This window comes from Solibacillus sp. FSL K6-1781, assembly GCF_038630735.1.
GTDB lineage: Bacteria > Bacillota > Bacilli > Bacillales_A > Planococcaceae > Solibacillus > Solibacillus silvestris.
On the sequence record NZ_CP152038.1, the window covers coordinates 2,654,410 to 2,668,920 of the forward strand.

Sequence of the window (14,511 nt, forward strand, 5' to 3'; positions counted from 1 at the left end):
ACGTGTCTCACACTACCCGCCTGCTATTTGTAAATCAATTAATACTTAAACTGCTGATTCAACGAAAGCAACCCGAATCGCCTGTGCTAAAACCGCCATCGTTCGTTGAAGTTCTTCTTCGGTGTTGTCGATACCCCCAAATTCAATCAGCAATACATTTGTTGCAAGATCTTGATTATAAACACCATCTACACCAGTACCAGACTTTTTAATAATTCCTCGTGAAATGCCAGGCACAATGCTGTTCACTTGCTCACTCAGCATTGTTGCATAAGCTAAATTCGCTTCATATGCAGGATGTTCCGCGCCGACAACAAAAGCAATTTTTGCATATTGTTCATTATTTGCTGTAAGTGTCGTTACTTTTTTAGGGGCTGAATCCCGGTGAAAATCGATTACAAGTTCATATTCGTTTTCTTCCAAATACTGTGCCAATACAGGTCGAGCCACTTTGTACGCTTGGTGAAATGTTGCATCAACCTGTTTCATTTCGGTCATAACATCAAAATCTACAATATGTGGTGTTAAACCGTTTAATTCAAGATAATGCTGCATCATTTCTTGTAGTGAAAAGATATTCATTTCTTCATCATAAACTGCCTGCATCCCTTTTGTTTTTTTGACGATTGGCTTATAGGATTCGTGTGAATGTGTGAACATCAACAGTACATTGAATGGATCAATTTTCGGTTCTTCAGGTACTGTCACAATTGGCTCTGCCGCCGCATAAACAACGTGGGGACGTTCACTTTTACTTTTTTGTGTAGTCATTTCATTATTTGGAAAAGGGAATTGCCCAATAATGATAGGCAGTGAAAATAAAAATAAGAACAATAATGAGAAGCGTTTTAGTTTCCGCAAACACATCACCCTTTCTCCAATACAATATGGGAGAAGAGTAAAACTTAGAACGTATAACTAGCTTTTATTGTTCAGAAAATAAATTGCCGGTTAATTACCGGCTTTTTGTTTTTCTTCAAGCCATTTAAACAAGCCTTCGCCTAGTAAAAATGCATATTGACTCAGCCAGAAGTCAACCTCTTTCGGAGTAACCATCAACCGCTCCGGATGGGTACTGAATACTTCTTCAAATAATTGTCGTCGATCTTCTGTCGGCCATGTTGCCCACTGACCGAAAATCGGCTCAACTTTCGTTAAATCGACTTCCTCGTTTACAGGTGTCCAGCTTGTAACTGAGAGCTTGCCTGAAGGTTTGTCTCTTTCCTGTATTTTAGCCGCAATCGACCTGAATGCTACATCTATTGCATCGGCTATTAAAATTGGTGCTTCCACAACTGTCGGAACTCCGATCGCTGTTACCGGTACGCCGAGCATTTCCTTTGAAATTTCCTTGCGATGGTTGCCGACACCTCCACCTGGATGTATGCCGGTATCTGTCAGTTGGATTGTCCGGCATAAGCGGGCACTTCCGCTTGTTGCAAGCGCATCGACGATAATAACAAGTGCAGGTTTAATTTTTTCTGCCAATGCATGAATATAATCGCTCGTCTCAAATCCTGTCTGCCCTGTAACACCTGGTGCATACAAAATAAACTTCGGGGAATCCAGTTCCGATTGTTTTTTATGCATCGCATCGATTGTATAAGGGCCAATCGCATCTGGGGTAATCGTCTTGTTTCCTAAACCGATCACTAGAATTTTTGAATCCGCCGTAATCTTGACATCCTTGTGCAGATCATGCAGGTAATGGATTAAAGATTCCTGCATTTGCTCAAATCCATGTCGGTCTTCCGAAGTTAATGTAGGGATCGACAACGTTATATACGTCCCTTGCTTTTTACTTATTCTTTCTTCCCCAGTAGCATTCACTTCAACTTTTGTGATTTTGACACGATTTTGTTGGGATTCTTCCATGTGAATGCCACGTTCATGTTCCAATGTTTCCTTTTGTTGTTTCGTTTGATGTTGGACAACTTCTGCTGTTTCATCAATTAAATCTGTTCGATTCCAATCAATTTTTTTCATAATGCACCTCCACAATTCAGTTTGTTCAAACTGTCAAGTAAATATTCTTTGCATTTATGTATTGCAATTCTTTCAATCCTTTGGTAGAATGATTTTTGTTGTATTGACACATGAATAAGTGAGAAAATACTCATCTCGTACCTAAATCTAGGAGGTGAAAGAAATGCCAAACATTAAATCTGCTATCAAACGTGTAAAAGTTAACGAAAAAGCTAACGCTGCTAACGCACAAGCAAAATCTGCAATGCGTACTACAGTTAAAAAAGCTGAGCAAGCGATCGCAACAGGTGCTGAAAACACACAAGAATTAGTAGTTGCTGCTTCTAAAGCATTAGATAAAGCTGCTTCTAAAGGTCTTATTCACAAAAACGCGGCTTCTCGTAAAAAGTCTCGTTTAGCGAAAAAAGCTTAATTGTAAACTTATAAAGCCAACTGTGCATCCGCACAGTTGGCTTTTTTCGTTGTTTTCTAGAATATAATAATTTCTATAGTTTCTTCATTAAAAACAGCTCAAGATGACGCTCACGATTTCCGCCTGTTGTTTTCAACTGGAGGTCTACTTCCGCCAGACTATAGAGTGCTTGCAGTAAACGCTGGTCGGATGGTCGGTTTCTTTGACCTGAAATAATCTGCACTCGGTATGGATGAATTTTAAGCTGCTTTGCAATCTGTTGCTGATGGTACCCCTTTTTTTGCAAATAGAAAATATTAGTCATCGTCCGGATATTATTTGCTAAGAGACCTACAAGTTTGATTGGTTCTTCTTTTTGTCGTAATAGATCATGATATATTTTGAGCGCTTCTTCTTGATTATGCTCCAAATAGGCATTCAGCATTTTAAATGCATCATGCTCAAGCGTTTTTGCTACTAAATCCTCTACAAGTTCACGTGTAATTTCATGATCCTCACCTAAATACAAGGCCATCTTTTCTATTTCCATCTGAAGCTGGAGCATATTGGGACCAACCATTTCAAGAAGCTTACCGACTGCTTCATCTTTAATTGCTTTCCCATGCTGCTGTGCTTCATTTTTTACCCATACATTCAAGTCGTTGTTTTGAGGTGTTTCCGCTATAAGCACTGTACATTTTTCTTTCATAAGCTTCGTTACTTTTTTACGCTCATCCAACTTTTCGTACGGCGCGATAAATACGGTAATGGCTGTATCAGTAGGATGTTGCAGCCAGCTTTCAAGGCGCTTTAAATCATGGTCAATCTTTTCTTTGCCCTTTTCAGTCGCTTTTAAAAATGATGCATTTTTAGCTATTATTAATTTACGTTCCGAAAAAAACGGAATCGTATCCGCTTCATCAATAACATAATCAATCGGCTGTTCATTTAAGTCAAAGGTCATGATTTCCGCTTCTTCATTTTTTTGAAGAGCCGCCTTCAACTGCTTAATTGTTTCATCTACAAAATAGGATTCTTCTCCTACAAGCAAGTAAACCGGTGCGAAATTCCCCTTTTTAAAATCTTGCCATACTTTTGTTATCATACTGGGAACCTCCTTTACTTTCGTAGTTCTAAGTATACCATTTTTTACGTTATTGAGGATGTCCAGTTTCTTATCTCAATATGCCATGAAAAAAATATCCTTTCTATCTCCTCTCAATTAATTTATGGATATTTATTGAAAATCTCAACGATATACTAAACCAATAAAAGGAATAATTAGCATTTCATATAGCATTTTCAGTTAGAATATTCTATAATTATTGAAGATTAGGAGGGATACTTATGGCAGGACATCAAGATCCAAACTATGTAGCTGAAAACCCATTTGAAGGTCGTGGCCGCGCGATGAAAAGCAATGACTTCCCAGATGCCGGTTACGGTTTCGCCATCGGTGGCGGATTCTTCATCGTATTGTTTATTATTGCAATAATCGTAGAAGCAGCTACACGTCTGTAATTCCTTAGTAGTGGAATGATTTCTTATTAACATGAGAAATCATCCCACTTTTTTATTTCCTGAAAAGAGCATTCGATTTTTCTATATATATTTGATTCTCAGAGATGGAGACTTCTACCGTACCATCTAATCCAGTTGTTGCGTATGGGATATTTTTCGCTTCAAACCGATTAACAACATCAATATGCGGATGATTGTATCTGTTATTTTCTCCTGCCATAAACACGGCAAATTTAGGGTTTGTTACTGTGACAAATTCCTCGATGCTAGATGTTTTACTGCCATGATGCCCACCTTTTAACAAATCGATATTTCGCAATTTCTCTTCATAAAGCTTAATCAGCTCCTTCTCGCCTTCCTGCTCCAAATCCCCTGTAAACAATGCGCGAAATGCATTATGCTTTACGAAAAGAACGAGGGAATCATTATTTCCTTCATATTCAATTTCCAGCGGCCATAAATATTCAAAAGCAGTTTGTCCGATTTGCCACTTATGACCAGCCATTTTCTCGATCAGTTTTGTATTTGTTTTCTCTAGCTCATACAAAAAATCATTCATAACCGGCTTAGCGATCGAGCCTGGTGTCACATGAACCTCCTTTACAAGGATTTCCCGCAACACCTCTTCAGCCCCCTCTACATGATCGGCATCCGCATGTGACAGCACAAATGTGTCGATTGTTTGCATCCCTCGACCTTTCAAATAGGGAACAACAACTTGACGCCCTACTTCATATACGGTTTTGCGCTCCTTCCATTCTTCCTGTTCAAATCGTAATAAGCCCCCTGCATCTATAACGATCACCGATTTTCTGCGTGGTAACTCAATAACAATGCAGTCCCCTTGACCGACATTGACAAAAGCAATTTTCAGATCACTATGCAAAAGTGGCTGTACATGAAATATAAAGGCAGGCAGTATTAAAGCAATGAAGACCTTTTTTAACGGAGCATGCTGATCGAGCAAATAAAAAGCGAAAAAAAACAGAACTATATAAAAGGATCAGCCACATAATTGAAGGTTTACCAGGGTTCCACATTTGAACAATCGGCTGCTGAATATAAAGAATGAAATTTGTCAGCGCTGTACGCAAGGGCTCATAAATATAAAACAGGAAGGAGTCAAGCGGGAATGGCAAAAAAGTCAGTACAAGAGCAAATAAATTGATTGGCAAAATAATAAAGGAAAATAGAGGGACGAAAAAAATATTGGCGATAAAAGAGGAAAGGCTGATTTCATAAAAATGGTGTAGTAACAAAGGGTAAACGAGGATTTGACAAACAAAAGTAATATAAAAAGATTGTACCCAAAAATTAGAATAGCGCGCTAAAATACGGCCGGAATATACTAAGCTGTAAGTAGCCAAATACGATAGCTGAAAGCCGACTTGAAAAACCGCACCAGGCTCCAGTAATACAAACATAATAAAGCTAATTGACAGTGCATCATCCATCGGTATTTTCCAGCGAAAATACTGCGCAAGCATGATTAATTCCACGACGCTGACCGCACGCCAGATAGACGGTGCTCCTCCTGCTAAAACTGCATATAACGGCAATAAAATAAGCAGCAAAATTGTAGCGATTTCTCTACGAATCCTCAAGCGAAGCCACAACTGAAAAAACAGGAATGAGACAAGTGCGACATGCAAACCCGAAATCGCGAATAAATGGGTAATCCCAAGCTTTTGATAGGCGCGATTTAATTGGTCATCGACATTTTCCTGGAAACCAATCAATAGAGCTTGTGCCTCTGCTGCAAGCGACGGCGGGAAAGTTTCGACAATGTGGCGCTTTAACTGAAAGCGCTGTTCAAAAATAGGCTGCATGATGGATTTTTTTTGATGGGAATATTGAAGCTGTTGAATTTCGATGATTCCTCTTGCATTTCTGCTTTGCAAATAGCGGGCCATAGAAAAGCCATAGCGGTGTGCAGGGATTGATGGGGATACTTGCTTCCCGGTTACAATAAAACTTGTACCAGCGAGCTGCTGTGCCTCAAAGCGATGTTTTTCTTTTTCATTTCTCAATTCATAGGTAACATATACTTTCTCACCCGATTCATTAATCATGAATCCTCGCAGCATCACACCATTTATATTGTACTCATCAGTCCATGTCAACAATGCGGGAAGCTCAACCGGCAATGAAAGCTTATTGGCCTCATAGGAGAAATAGCTGTAACTCCCAATCCCAACAATTAAAATAAGCAACAGATGAATGTTTAACAGTCGTTTATAATGACTAAATAATAACAAAAAAGCAAGCAGGAAAAGAAGCCTTCCCGATTCAAATGCAGCAAGTGCACTAATACAAATCGAAAAGGCGTAAAAAATCCAGTTATGCCTGAATAAGTTTACCAAATAAAGCATGCATCTTCTCCTCTAATGGGAGCAATTGATCGCGGCTTGCGCCTAACTCACGTAGTTTTTCGAGCATTTCAGCGGTTAGTGCGAACTTTTCATCTTGCAGAAAGTCAATTTTTGCTTCATCAAATGGAATATGTGCAACATGGACGTTAGCTTTTTTGAACAATTCCATTGCATAATTATTATTTTTATAATCTTTTGCATAATACACATTTTTAATTCCGGCCTGAATAATTGTCTTCGTACATGGCAGGCATGGGAAATGTGTGACATAAAGATCCGCACCATTTGCTGGCGTACCATATTTTGCACATTGCAGTAATGCATTTGTTTCAGCATGCACTGTGCGGACACAATGGTTGTCCACAACATAGCAACCTTCTTCGATACAGTGTTCGTCACCTGAAATGGATCCATTATATCCGCCGGCAATGATGCGCTTCTCCCGTACAATTGTCGCACCAACTGCAAGACGACTGCATGTGCTTCTTAATGCGAGTAAATGACTTTGCGCCATAAAAAATTGATCCCAAGTAATTCGCTCCATATGATAACCCCCAAATGTTTTGTCACCTATCAGTTTAAACGTAGTTCCTGTCATTCGCAATGCAGGTTTGTTCAGAAATTTCACTTTATCCCGCATTAACGGGTAGTAATTTATCTGTCTCGAAAGCGTAGCGGCAGAGACAAAACTACCCGTAAAAGCCCGATTGGTTCGGGCCAACATGATGTTGGTCACACAAGCGTTGTCACAGGACGTGACGGTTTTAGCTTGTGTTCCTTCTAATCCGCGGGGAAAGAACGTCCCCACTGAGTGAAGTTTCACTTTATTTTACATCAATTAAGTCTTTTAACTGTTCAAATGTCTTATCACCGATTCCCGTGACATTTTTTAAGTCTTCAATGATTTGAAAATTTCCTTGTTCGGACCGATGCTGAATAATCGCAGCCGCCTTGGCTGGGCCAATTCCTGGCAGCTGAGTCAATTCCCCTTCAGATGCTTTATTTATATTAATTTTCCCGTTGGAACTTCCACTACCGGAACCGGTTGCCGGACTCGCCTGTATCATCTGTTCCATTAACTCTTCAGGTTCTTCCCCTATTTTCGGTATATAGATTACCATTTCATCGTGAAGCTTTTGAGCATGGTTAATGAGCACCGGATTGGCATCGTCCGTGTATCCTCCTGCCGCTTCAACAGCATCGACAATCCGTTGTTCTTCGGATAATGTGTACACACCCGGATATATTATCGCGCCTTTTACATCCACCACTATTGGCTTAGATTCAGTTTCGATTTCCGTTTCCGATATTGTGGAAGGTTCATCACTTGCAGCAAGTGTCATTTGGTCAATTGTTTCGATCGTAGCACGGTTAGAGGAATCATCAAAGACTAATAAGTAAATCAAAATGGCTGCAACTACTCCGCCCAGTAGGGCAATTTGCTTTTTATACTTCTCCAGAAATGGCTGCAAAATAAAAAACACCCTTTCATAAAGAAGGTTTTATATATGGAGCTTATCTCCACTATACAAATTCCACTTCTTTATGAAAAGGTATTTCAATCAAAACTGCCGAAACTTACTTTTTCTACTATTTTATTTAACCGCCCGAATAAAAATTCGTTCGCTTTCATCAGTCGGTTGTGCTGTCGTCCAGTCTGCCGTCACTTCAACATGAGAAAAACCAATTTCTTTCAGCCATTTCACATATTGCCCATATGCAAATGTGCGCTGATAATGTTCCTCGTCAAAACGTTCATACAGTCCGCTTTCTGTTAATACAAAAAACGTCATCTGATGATACACGGAATGCGGTTCTTCACCCGGTTCAGTATGCCAAACATAAGAAATTTCCCCGTCATCAAACGTAAAAGGACCATCCAGAAAAATATCGTCCATCTTAAATAATGAATGTACATCAAAGAATAGCTGTCCGCCTTCACGAAGACTGTCAAATATCCGCTTCAATGTTTCCATTACATTGTGATGCTCTTTTACATAGTTGATCGAGTCAATCGGAATAATGGCAACATCCAAGTCGCTGAAGCCTTCCAGCTCGTCCATTGACATAGCAAAAAGAGGCATTGTAACTTTCTCAGCATCCATACGGGCACTGGCAATGGATAGCATTTCTTCCGATAAATCAATCCCTGATACAGCGTAACCGGCTTTATGCAACATTAATGCAAGTGTTCCTGTACCACAGCCAATATCGAGCAGATTTTTATAGTTCTGTGCAGGTGCATATGTCTGAATCCATTCCACATATTCCGTGTACGGGATATCGGTCATCAATTCATCATAAACTTCTGCAAAACGCTCATAACTATTCATTGTCCATTTGTGGCGCGTCTAGTTGTGGTGCATCTCCCCATAGGCGCTCTAGGTTGTAATAGGCACGCTCATCTTTATGGAAAATATGTGCAACAACATCACCCATATCGACTAAAATCCAGCGTGCTGTGTCAAAGCCTTCAAGTTTACGAACTGTGTAACCCGCTTCTTCTGCTTTTTCTTTAATTTCACGTGCAATTGCCTGTACTTGGCGCTCTGAGCTACCTTCCGCAATGATGAAATAATCAGCTAAAAGTGAAATCCCCTGCATATTCAATGCAACGATATCCTCTCCTCGCTTGTCATCGATTGCTTTGTACGTAATATTTAATAACGTTTCATTCATGTATGTTTATTCCTCTCTTATTAAGCTGTTGTAGCATTCAATTGAAACAGGGTAAATCGCCTGCTGTGACGAAACTAAAAAACTGAGCGTATGGGTCACACATGCCCGGAATGCATCCTCTAAACTGATGTCTGCCAATGTTCTTAGTTCCTCTACACCGAGAAATTTACGATTTGGTTCAATCATATCTGCTACATAAATAATTTTCTCAAAATTTGTCATATTCGCACGTCCGGTAGTATGGTAACGAATTGCATTTAAAATGGCTTCATCATTAATTTGGAATTCCGTCTCGACAATCCAGGCACCGACCGGACCATGCAATATTTCTGCATCCCAGTCAAGCAGGCGTGCATCCAACTGCTTATCGGTTACAACTTGCTTCATCCAGGCAACATCCGCATATTTGGCGATATCATGGAAAATTGCCGCAATCTCTGCTTTTTTGGGATTCTCATCGTATTGGTGAGCTAAACGGATCGCTGTTTCCATTACACCAATCGTATGAATATACCGCTTTTCGGGCATTCGCTCTTTAATCGCTGCCAACATCGTTTGACGTTCCATACAAACCTTCCTTTCGAATATACTGTTCAACTGCAGCAGGCAATAAAAACTGTAAAGGTGCCTCTGTTTGCTGTAATCGATTTCGAATATATGTTGAAGAAAGGTCAATTTGCGGAGCTTCCACCATACACACATCATAGGTTGATTTTGCTTCACTGCCAGGGCGCTTTACTCCAACAAATGTGACAAGTTCCATTAACTCATCGATACGGTGCCATGTATGCAAAGAATCGATCATGTCCCCGCCGATAATAAAATAAAACTGTGTTTGTGGTTCTCTTTCGCACAATGCTTTCATTGTATCGATTGTATAGGATACCCCTCCGCGCTCAAGTTCATATGTTTCCACATGAAAATATGGAATGTCCTCGATCGCCAGTTCAACCATCCGCAGACGCTGTGCATTTGTTGCCGAGCGGGACAAATCCTTATGAGGCGGTTTTGCATTCGGCATGAAGCGTACTTCCGACAAACCAAGCGCTGCATACACTTCATTGGCCATCATTAAATGTCCGATATGCGGTGGATTAAAGGTTCCGCCAAAAAGACCGACTTTCTTCATTACACTTCACCTTATTTCGTAGCTACTTTAGGTAATACGATTTTTTTATTGTTGCGTGATTCTTTATATAATACAACTGTCAAACCGATCAGTTGAACGAGCTCTGCACGAGTACCGGCAGCCAGTTCTTCCGCCACGACATTTTTGTCTTCTTCACAGTTGTCTAAAATGCGTACTTTAATAAGTTCGCGTGCTTCCAATACATCGCGTAATTGTGCAATCATTGCATCATTTACGCCACCTTTCCCAACTTGGAAAATTGGATCTAAGTGATGTGCCTCAGCACGTAAAAAACGTTTTTGTTTACCTGTTAACATAATTTCCTCCTAATTGCGCCGTTAAACGGGCAATCATTGCATTTGTATTTGGATAATGACCTAACCAGTGTTCGTAGGCTATCGCACCTTGATGCACGAACATGCCTAACCCATTGATAATTATCGCACCTTTTTGCTCAGCCGCTTGCAAAAATGGCGTCATTAATGGATTATACACAATATCTGCAGCAATTGCGCCTGCCGGGAACTTTTCAAGCGAAAATGGTAATGCAAAGTCGCCTGTTGTCATCCCTGCTGGTGTTGTTTGAATAAAAATTTCAAAATTAGCCAGGCTTCGTTCTGCTTCTTGCATAGAAACAGCTTTGCCGGCATGCATGTCGTCAATGATCCGCTGTGCATTTTCAACTGTTCGGTTGGCAATAGTTATATTTTTATAACCTGTAAGCTGTAGAGCAAATGCAATACCACGGGCTGCGCCACCTGCTCCGATTAGTAAAATCGGTGCGTCCCGCTTTATTGTACCGATCGCATGCTCAAGTGATCTTACAAAACCAGGACCGTCAGTATTATAGCCTTTTAATATACCTTCTGCAGTGCGCACGACCGTGTTGACGGCACCCATTTTTTCCGCAAGTTCGTCGAGCTCATCCAGGAACGGAATGATCGTTTGTTTATGCGGAATCGTTACATTCCAGCCGCTTGTCCCTAACAGTTTGAATGATGCAACAGCTTGTTGTAGATGTTCTGGCTTCACGTGTATCGGAATATACGTTGCATCCACATTTCCCTCTTCATACCATGCATTATGCATTTCTGGAGATTTTGACTGTGCAATCGGATCCCCAATAACCGCAAACCACTTTTTCATCGACATTTCCCTCTTTCCTACTACCATTCATTCACTACAAAGTAACACTTGCTCCTACTGATGAAGAGACCGTTCAGTTAAATCAGTGACGGGCGAATGAATACTTCTACGCCTTTTGGTGCGTGTGCTGCTACGACAACATTGGCATGCTGCACAGTAACCCAGCCTAGCCCTGAGATGACTACATCTGTTTTCGGTTCTTTAATCGAAAACTCGTGACGCACTAATGGCGGTAATTGATCGATATGTTTAGATGTTGGAGGTGCCAGTAACTCACCTTTGTGCTCTTCATATAATTGATCCGCACGTTCCAGCTTCGTACGGTGAATCGGTAAGTCATTTGCCACATGGACAGTAAATGCCGAACGCTCGCCTTGAATAAAATCAAAACGGGCAAGAGCACCGATAAATAGGGTTTGTCCAGCATTTTGCTGGTACACTTTTGGTTTAATTTCTTTTTTCGGCATAATATATTTTAATTCACTTGAATCGATATGGTGTGCCATTTGGTGATGATTAATAATACCAGGTGTATCATATAAAGATGATCCGTCATCTAGCGGAATGCCAATCATATCAAGCGTAGTTCCCGGGAAATGAGAAGTTGTAATAATTTCTCCTTCACCTGTAGCTTGCTTAATAATCCGGTTGATAAACGTCGATTTGCCGACATTTGTACAACCTACAACATATACATCTTTGCCATTACGGTATTCTTCAATTGCTTCAACGACTTCCTGCATGCCTAATCCTTTATGTGCCGAAACAAGCTTCACATCAACAGGCTTCAAACCAAGTGCTTTCGCTTCACGTTTTAACCAGTTAATTACTTTCTTTTCTTTTACCGATTTAGGTAAAAGGTCTGCTTTATTTGCTACTAAAAGAACGGGATTATTTCCAACGAATCGGTGTAAACCTGGTAGCCAGCTGCCGTTAAAATCGAATATATCCACGATTTTTACGATTAGACCCTGCTGTTGTCCAAGGCCGTTTAAAATACGTAAAAAATCATCATCCGTTAAACTAACAGGTTGGATTTCATTATAGTTTTTTAAACGGAAACAACGTTGACAAATAATCATTTCCTTTTCCAGCGAGGATGCAGGTGCATACCCTAATCCATTTTTATCTTCAGTTTGAATCACTGTTCCACAGCCAATACATTGTGGCATTTCATTCATTCACTATTTCCTCCTAACTACTATTGCACATTCATGCAAAAAAAACTTGGGTCGTTTTTAGTCTTCCCAAGGATACTTTCCTTTTCGCTTTAAATCGTTATATACACGACGTTCGACGAAGCGGTTAAATTTTGTAACGAGTCCATCAGAGTCAGCAACAGGACGAACTAAAAACGTATAAAGTTTTTGACGTTTTGCACCCATCACATCTGTTAATAGCTGATCTCCCAGCATCGCAACTTCATGGCGACGTAGACGCAGCTGAACAAGGGCCGCATAATATGCTGCACCTAATGGTTTTTTTGCACGAAAAATAAACGGTATGCCATGCGGTTCTGCAAACTGGCGCACCCGTGCTTCATGGTTGTTTGAGGCAATGATAATTTTTATGCCTGCTTCACGCATCATTTCAAACCATTGTACAAGCTCTTCCGTTGCATCAGCACGGTCCCATTCAACAAGCGTATTATCTAAATCTGTTATGATCCCTTTAATGCCTAAATCCTTTAATTTTTCCGGTGTAATTTCATATACACTGCGAATAAATTCATCTGGTAATAAAAAGTTGTACAAAGCCGTAACCCCTAACTCAAAATTTATTTATTCATTATACCATAGTAGCAAAGGCTTCTCCCATTTTTATCTTCGCCCCATTTGTTACATTCTCCGTAAATTCAATTGTATTTTGTTCGAATAACATTACAACAGTTGAGCCAAAAGCAAAATAGCCAACTTCTTCGCCTTTTTTCCACTGTGTGGATGTGTTCGTAAGTTCGATTGAATTCACAAATGTCGCTCCTACTTTAATGAATGCTGTATAATGATCTTTTTCATAGTTAATTTCGCTAATCATACGATAATTATGACTGATCGGTTTTTTCCCGTATTGTAAGCCCATCTGGTTAACAGGATAAGACTTTTGCCCAAGTATGTATTGTCGCGTAACAACACCATCAATCGGACTATGAATACGGTGATAATCTGCAGGACTCAAGTAAAAAACAATATATTTGCCATTATTATACCTCTTTGCCTGTGTTTCATTTCCCATTAAATCAATTAAAGAATACGGCTTATTTTTCACAGTAAACATTTCCTGATCTTCAATATTGCCGAAAGCTTCTATTTTCGCATCAACAGGACTCGCAAATATATCCGCGCGAACATCTACCGGACGCACTTCTTCTTTCAACTGACGAACAAAAAAATCATGCAGGCTCGTAAATTCTTTTGGAGATTTTGAAACTTCTTGTATGTTAATTCCGTATATTTGACTATAGCTACGAATAAAATTTTTACTTAAACGGGATTGAGCAATCTGTTGTAAAATTTTCGAAGAGATTTTACCATTTGATAGTTCTATCATATTCCGGTATAATTTTTCCTTCATTCTAGGTCCTCCGGTTTTAATTAAGTATTGATAAAGTGAACGGGATAAAAGTAAATTATATAATGACTGGCCATACAAAGATAGGTCTTAATATGAATTAACTATTACCTTTTTTTAATAGAACAAGTATAATAGAATATAGCCGATGTGCAAGGGAGTGTTTTCCAATGTTTCTACTTCAAAAAGTCGATTCAACATTTAAAAAAATAAAAGCAAATGCTGCTAATATTATTACAATTACAAATATGTCATTTGGTGGAGCTGCAATTATGGCTACATTGAATGAGTATCATAGCTATAGTGTATTATTAATTTTTATCGCTGCTTTTTTAGATCGGTATGATGGTAAAGTTGCCCGTAAATTTAATCAGGAGTCCGAATTGGGAAAACAGCTTGATTCAATGGCAGACATTATTTCCTTCGGTGTGGCACCTGCCCTTTTAATGTATGAAATGGCATTAATGAATGCAGGGTTTACAGGAATGATGATGCCCGTGTTATTCATCGCTGCCGGTGCGTTACGTTTAGCTCGATTCAATGTAATGGATTCAACAGGCTATTTCGTAGGCCTGCCAATTACAGCGGCAGGTACGTTACTAACTATTTCATATTTCTTTACAAATACGTTATCTGAAACATTTTATTTTATTCTTTTTCCGGTATTAGCATTATTAATGGTAAGTACGTTTACATTGAAAAAAGTGTAAGAGCAAAAT

19 protein-coding genes are annotated in these 14,511 nt (G+C 39.6%); 3 read left to right on the plus strand and 16 right to left on the minus strand.

The features are described 5' to 3' along the window. Nucleotides 1–45 precede the first annotated feature (45 nt). Together spoIIP and gpr are read right to left on the minus strand one after the other, a co-directional pair. A complete protein-coding gene (gene spoIIP, locus MHH37_RS13310; protein ID WP_087615989.1) occupies nt 46–867 on the minus strand; it encodes a stage II sporulation protein P in 822 nt (273 codons plus the stop codon). Nucleotides 868–951: 84 nt separating this feature from the next. Continuing rightward, nucleotides 952–1,986, minus strand: a complete 1,035-nt coding sequence (gpr, locus tag MHH37_RS13315; RefSeq protein WP_008407612.1) for a GPR endopeptidase — start codon at nt 1,984–1,986, stop codon at nt 952–954. 163 nt (nt 1,987–2,149) lie between these two features. On the opposite strand from gpr, the gene rpsT reads away from it, so the two are divergent. After that, complete coding sequence (gene rpsT, locus MHH37_RS13320) at nt 2,150–2,398, plus strand: 30S ribosomal protein S20 (RefSeq protein ID WP_008407613.1); 249 nt, start codon at nt 2,150–2,152, stop codon at nt 2,396–2,398. A 73-nt stretch (nt 2,399–2,471) separates the two neighbouring features. Here rpsT and holA read toward each other — a convergent pair whose 3' ends face one another. Next, a complete protein-coding gene (holA, locus tag MHH37_RS13325) occupies nt 2,472–3,482 on the minus strand; it encodes a DNA polymerase III subunit delta (protein WP_342573494.1) in 1,011 nt (336 codons plus the stop codon). A gap of 242 nt (nt 3,483–3,724) precedes the next feature. Between holA and MHH37_RS13330 the strand changes: the two genes are divergently transcribed. Next, entirely contained in the window at nt 3,725–3,898 is a 174-nt protein-coding gene (locus MHH37_RS13330) for a YqzM family protein (RefSeq protein WP_008407615.1), read from the plus strand. 52 nt (nt 3,899–3,950) lie between these two features. Here MHH37_RS13330 and MHH37_RS13335 read toward each other — a convergent pair whose 3' ends face one another. The 13 genes from MHH37_RS13335 to MHH37_RS13395 form a co-directional block, all read right to left on the minus strand. Next, nucleotides 3,951–4,784 carry a ComEC/Rec2 family competence protein gene (locus MHH37_RS13335; RefSeq protein ID WP_342573496.1) on the minus strand — a complete coding sequence of 278 codons (834 nt, stop codon included), beginning with the start codon at nt 4,782–4,784 and terminating at the stop codon, nt 3,951–3,953. Next, complete coding sequence (locus MHH37_RS13340; RefSeq protein WP_342573497.1) at nt 4,777–6,270, minus strand: ComEC/Rec2 family competence protein; 1,494 nt, start codon at nt 6,268–6,270, stop codon at nt 4,777–4,779. Before MHH37_RS13340 ends, MHH37_RS13335 begins: the two co-directional genes overlap by 8 nt. Beyond that, complete coding sequence (locus tag MHH37_RS13345) at nt 6,239–6,814, minus strand: ComE operon protein 2 (protein ID WP_008407617.1); 576 nt, start codon at nt 6,812–6,814, stop codon at nt 6,239–6,241. The genes MHH37_RS13340 and MHH37_RS13345 overlap by 32 nt, the downstream gene beginning before the upstream one ends. Nucleotides 6,815–7,094: 280 nt before the next feature. After that, nucleotides 7,095–7,742 (minus strand): helix-hairpin-helix domain-containing protein, encoded by a 648-nt coding sequence (locus tag MHH37_RS13350; protein WP_342573499.1) that lies wholly within the window; start codon nt 7,740–7,742, stop codon nt 7,095–7,097. Nucleotides 7,743–7,865: 123 nt separating this feature from the next. Next, entirely contained in the window at nt 7,866–8,603 is a 738-nt protein-coding gene (locus tag MHH37_RS13355; protein WP_041865717.1) for a class I SAM-dependent methyltransferase, read from the minus strand. Then, on the minus strand, nt 8,596–8,949 hold the full coding sequence (rsfS, locus tag MHH37_RS13360) for a ribosome silencing factor (RefSeq protein ID WP_008407622.1): 354 nt from the start codon (nt 8,947–8,949) through the stop codon (nt 8,596–8,598). Before rsfS ends, MHH37_RS13355 begins: the two co-directional genes overlap by 8 nt. A 6-nt stretch (nt 8,950–8,955) precedes the next feature. After that, on the minus strand, nt 8,956–9,516 hold the full coding sequence (gene yqeK, locus MHH37_RS13365) for a bis(5'-nucleosyl)-tetraphosphatase (symmetrical) YqeK (RefSeq protein WP_342573502.1): 561 nt from the start codon (nt 9,514–9,516) through the stop codon (nt 8,956–8,958). Then, nucleotides 9,485–10,078 carry a nicotinate-nucleotide adenylyltransferase gene (locus tag MHH37_RS13370; RefSeq protein WP_342573503.1) on the minus strand — a complete coding sequence of 198 codons (594 nt, stop codon included), beginning with the start codon at nt 10,076–10,078 and terminating at the stop codon, nt 9,485–9,487. The genes yqeK and MHH37_RS13370 overlap by 32 nt, the downstream gene beginning before the upstream one ends. 11 nt (nt 10,079–10,089) lie before the next feature. Then, on the minus strand, nt 10,090–10,395 hold the full coding sequence (gene yhbY / locus MHH37_RS13375; protein WP_008407625.1) for a ribosome assembly RNA-binding protein YhbY: 306 nt from the start codon (nt 10,393–10,395) through the stop codon (nt 10,090–10,092). Then, nucleotides 10,382–11,224, minus strand: a complete 843-nt coding sequence (gene aroE, locus MHH37_RS13380) for a shikimate dehydrogenase (RefSeq protein WP_342573504.1) — start codon at nt 11,222–11,224, stop codon at nt 10,382–10,384. The genes yhbY and aroE overlap by 14 nt, the downstream gene beginning before the upstream one ends. A 77-nt stretch (nt 11,225–11,301) precedes the next feature. Continuing rightward, complete coding sequence (yqeH, locus tag MHH37_RS13385; protein ID WP_008407627.1) at nt 11,302–12,405, minus strand: ribosome biogenesis GTPase YqeH; 1,104 nt, start codon at nt 12,403–12,405, stop codon at nt 11,302–11,304. Between the two features lie 57 nt (nt 12,406–12,462). After that, on the minus strand, nt 12,463–12,978 hold the full coding sequence (locus tag MHH37_RS13390) for a YqeG family HAD IIIA-type phosphatase (RefSeq protein WP_008407628.1): 516 nt from the start codon (nt 12,976–12,978) through the stop codon (nt 12,463–12,465). Nucleotides 12,979–13,012: 34 nt separating this feature from the next. Then, nucleotides 13,013–13,795, minus strand: a complete 783-nt coding sequence (locus MHH37_RS13395; protein ID WP_008407630.1) for a phosphatidylserine decarboxylase — start codon at nt 13,793–13,795, stop codon at nt 13,013–13,015. Nucleotides 13,796–13,962: 167 nt separating this feature from the next. On the opposite strand from MHH37_RS13395, the gene pssA reads away from it, so the two are divergent. After that, complete coding sequence (gene pssA, locus MHH37_RS13400; protein WP_008407632.1) at nt 13,963–14,502, plus strand: CDP-diacylglycerol--serine O-phosphatidyltransferase; 540 nt, start codon at nt 13,963–13,965, stop codon at nt 14,500–14,502. The last annotated feature ends 9 nt before the right edge of the window (nt 14,503–14,511 follow it).